This is a genomic window from Microcystis sp. LE19-41.2A, from assembly GCF_027530405.1.
In the GTDB taxonomy this organism is placed as follows: Bacteria; Cyanobacteriota; Cyanobacteriia; order Cyanobacteriales; family Microcystaceae; genus Microcystis; species Microcystis aeruginosa.
Window position 1 is genome coordinate 1 of sequence record NZ_JAPZQJ010000381.1, and the last position, 4,229, is coordinate 4,229.

At 44.6% G+C, this 4,229-nt stretch carries 3 protein-coding genes; 2 read left to right on the forward strand and 1 reads right to left on the reverse strand.

The annotated features are described in order from the left end of the window. Positions 1-624: 624 nt before the first annotated feature. Together O9290_RS15490 and O9290_RS15495 are read left to right on the forward strand one after the other, a co-directional pair. Entirely contained in the window at positions 625-2,568 is a 1,944-nt protein-coding gene (locus O9290_RS15490) for a BRCT domain-containing protein (protein WP_288057504.1), read from the forward strand. 159 nt (positions 2,569-2,727) lie between these two features. After that, the gene (locus O9290_RS15495; RefSeq protein ID WP_288057506.1) at positions 2,728-3,606 is read left to right on the forward strand and encodes an NAD(P)-dependent oxidoreductase; all 879 of its coding nucleotides are present in this window, start codon (positions 2,728-2,730) and stop codon (positions 3,604-3,606) included. Here the strand turns inward: O9290_RS15495 and O9290_RS15500 are convergent. Next, on the reverse strand, positions 3,603-3,953 hold the full coding sequence (locus O9290_RS15500) for a 4a-hydroxytetrahydrobiopterin dehydratase (RefSeq protein ID WP_002744294.1): 351 nt from the start codon (positions 3,951-3,953) through the stop codon (positions 3,603-3,605). The two genes, O9290_RS15495 and O9290_RS15500, sit on opposite strands and share 4 nt — an antisense overlap. Positions 3,954-4,229: the final 276 nt, after the last annotated feature.

Sequence of the window (4,229 nt, forward strand, 5' to 3'; positions counted from 1 at the left end):
ACCTTTATAGAGACAGACATTGCCGCAATTTTTGTCAATTGTTTGCGATCTGGAGCGAACTAATCAATTAAATCTCTTGCCAGATAAGGATTGAGTCGATTTATGCCCCCCTATCGAACCATAACAAGTCCCGAAGAGCCAAATGCTATAATCCAAGTCTAACAAGGATTTGAGTCAAAGTATTCGAGTCGCACAGATTGTTATGGATTATATTACCTCCGGTTGGTCTGTGGAAGAAATATGCCGACAGCACCCTTAATTTAAAGTCAACCGAAGCTCATGCGGCCATGGGCTACTATTTTGATCATCAGGAAGAAATTGACCAGCAAATCACCCAAGAACGGGATCAGACACAAGTTAAGCTAAACGGCTTTTACTTCGGATCACCGATATAGACTCCAAAAGGGTTATAGCTGTTGGATCATGCAGGTTAAGCGCCGTTTAGCTTACCATAACGCGAATAGCTAAATCACCTTTTTACACCGGGATGAAAGAAGTGACTTTTCCCCCCCCTTCCCCCGAATGCACCCCGTAACTGATATAAGTAGAGATGTAGGTCTATAACCAAAATTGCCGCATCAGTTCGGTTAGGTGACTGTTTTTCGCTTGTCTAGGAGGGTAGATATGCTCAACGAATTAATTTATGAAGGATTAGGTTTAAGTGCTGTTTTCGGAGGACTATTCCTCTGGTCGCGCTCTAGTCTCGTCAGCAAAAATACCGCCCTTTTAGCTGCACAAGCGCAATTACAGCAAAGTAACTCAGATTTGTTGGTTCAAGTCAAGGGTTTAGACGTGGCGCAATCAGATTTAAAAGACGAAAATCAGCAGCTGCACGCCAAAATCATTCACATAGAACAACATTCCGCCCAATTACAGCACAAAGCTACGGATTTAGAAAATTCTCTCCAGTCCCTCCAGCAAGCTGTCCAGATAGGTGAGAGTGAAATCGAACAACTGAAAACCACCGCTAAGGAAATAGAAGCGGAGAAAGTGGGTTTGATGGAGCAGTTAGAGGCAGAAAAAGCCCAAATTACTAGCCTAGAGGCACAGATTCAAACTTTAGAGCAGCAAAAAGGCGAAATTAACCGTCAATTTGATTTGACCAAAAAACAGACCACCTCTCTCTATAGTCAAATTCAGACCCTAGAACAGGATAAAGCTCTCTTACAGCAAGATATAGAAAAAGCAGAGGAATTAAGGGCGAAAGTGGCCGATTTAGATCATAAAAACCAAGAATTAAGCGATTTAGCCGCCCAAATTCCCAACTTGCAAGGTCAAATTCAAACCTTAGAACAGAATCTGGCTCACCAAACAGAACAGTATGAGCGAGGACAGCAGGAAATAGCCAGCTTACAGGGTCAAATTACTGGGTTAGAGCAGCAAAAAAAGTCTCTCAGCGAAGATTTAGCCGTAAGTCAAACTCGATCGCTCTCTTTAGGGCAAGAATGCGACAATTTAACTATAAAACTCCAAGAAACCGTCGCTCAAGTGACAGCCATAACCGCCGAAAAGGACAGTCTCGGCGCTCATCTCGAAGCAGCTAAACTGGAGTTACAAGCTTTAGAAGTCCAGAAAGGGGAATTATCGGCAGAATTAACCACTGCTGCCGAAAAAATTGCTGATTTAAAAGGTGAATTACAGGAATTAACCCAGTTACCGCCACAATTGGCTGATTCTCAGGCAAAAATTGCTGATTTAGAAGGGCAATTACAGGAATTAACCCAGTTACCCCAACAATTGGCTGATTCTCAGGCAAAAATTGCTGATTTAGAAGGGCAATTACAGGGATTAAACCAGTTACCCCAACAGTTAGAAACCTATCGGGAAAATATTGCTAATTTAGAGATTCAACTACACCAATTAAGTGCCGAAAAAGACCAATTGGAAGCCACAACTTCCCGTCATATCGAGGAATTAAGCCAACAAAATCGCCAACTAACTGAAGGTTTAGAAGCCCAAAAAATGGCGGCTAAAGCTTTAGAAAAGGAAAAAATTAAGTTTGAGGGCGAGTTAGCAACTAAGCAAGCAGAAATCGCCGCTTTAGAGGTTAAAATTCAAAACCTACAGCAAGAAAGAGACTATTTCTCTCGACAAACTGCTCCCATTATTACTAATGAACCAGAAGCAATTATTAGTGAAACTCCAGTAGTAGCAGAACCAGAAACCCCCCCGGTGATTGCCAAGGAAACTCCGGTAGTAGAAGAACCGGAAACCTCTCCGGTGATTGCCAAGGCGACTCCTGTGGTGACAGCAGAAAAAATCACGGTTGCCGATACAAGTTTAGAAGTGCAACCGGCAGCAAAGATAGTCCAAAAGAGTCAAGAATCCGCAGAAAATCCCCTAAGAGGAAAAAGCGTAGTTATACTAGGAACCTTCAGCAAAATCAGTCGCGAGAAAGCGAAATCATTGATTATTAATGTCGGTGGTACTGTTACCGGTTCCCCCAGTGCGAACACTGATTATATTCTCCTCGGTAAAGCCCCCGGTGAGAAACTCAAAAAGGCTCAAAAATTAGGCATTAAAACCCTTTCAGAAGCCCAATTTCTGCAAATGGTAGAATTAGTTTAGCCGTCGGTTGTCAGGAGATAGGGTGGTCACTGCGTGCGCGTTGCGGAGGGTTTTGGGGTGATAGGGTGATGAAACAGCTTCCCCACTTCCCCACTTCCCCACTTCCCCACTTCCCCACTTCCCCACACCCCACACCCTGTTCCCTTGATTACCAAAATTATGAGTCAAAAAATTGCCTTTTTAGGATTAGGAGTAATGGGAGCGCCTATGACAGCTAATCTTGTCCGTCGAGGTTTTGCTGTCAATGCTTGGAATCGCAGCCCAGAAGCGCCGGGGATAATCATTGCCAGGGCATCAGGTGCGAACATTTGTTCTAGTATCGCCGCCGCCGTCAGGGATGCCGAGATTGTCTTTACCTGCGTCGGAGATGTGCCTGACGTGGAAGCGGTAATTTTAGGACCGGGGGGTGTCATGGAATCGGCAGCGGTGGGAACTCTGGTGGTGGATATGAGTACCATTGGCTCTCAAGCCGCTAGGATGATTGGTAAAAAGCTAGAGGAAAATAATCTCCGTTTTCTCGATGCTCCCGTCTCTGGGGGCGATATTGGGGCGAAAAACGGCACTTTAACCATTATGGTGGGGGGGAAAGAAGCGGATTTTCAGACTTGTTTGCCCTGTTTTCAAGCCATGGGCAAAACTATTCGCTGGTGTGGCGAAATCGGCAACGGACAAGCGGTAAAACTCTGTAATCAAGTCTTGGGGGCGGTTCACATGGTGGCGCTGTGTGAGGCTCTAAAAATGGCAAAAATTCAAGGATTAGACCCCAATTTAGTCATAGAAGTCTGTAAAACGGGGGCGGCGGGTTCTTGGGCGTTGGAAAATTTGGGACCAAAAATCCTCGCCCAAGATTTACAGCCGGCTTTTATGATTGAACATATTTTAAAAGATTTGCGATTAGTCAAACAAACTGCCCAGACAGCCGGGGAAATTCTGCCCGGGACAGATTTAGCAGAAACTCTATTTAAAGTAGTAGCGGAATTGGACGAAGGCAAGGGAATTAAACAGGGAACCCAAGCGATGATTCGCGCCTACGATTAAGCATTTTGTTGGCGATAAATATCATCGGTACGGGCAGCCATGATGAAATCATTTTGATGTAATCCGCCCACGTCATGGGTCCACCAAGAAACGGTTACTTTGCCCCATTCTGTCAATAAAGCGGGGTGATGGCCTTCTTTTTCCGCCGCTTCTCCCACGGCATTAGTAAAGGCGATTGCCCCCTGAAAATTGGCAAATTTATAGAGTTTTTGCAGACGGGGAATGCCCTCGTATTCTAAGAGATTCCAATCGGGAATTTTAGCCTGTAAAGCGGTAATTTCCTCGGCAGTGATAGGAGAAGAACCCGATTGATAAGGTTGACATTTTTGTTGGGCAAGTTCGGTCATAGGGGTATCAATCTAGATTTTTTAAGTAAGTAGTTATAATTAAATTGAAGATAGATTTTGCCTCTGATCCCCCCTGCCCCCCTTGATAAGGGGGGTGCCGATAGGCGGGGGGATCCCCCCTGCCCCCCTTGATAAGCTGTCCTTTAGTCACATCTTTCTTAACATTTCAAACCTTTGTAGCACAAGGCTTTCAAGACTCGGTTAACAATTTGTAATATTCCTTGTTGACACCCTTACTGACAAAGAAAAAACTGAAATCAAGTCAGGATAAGGGTT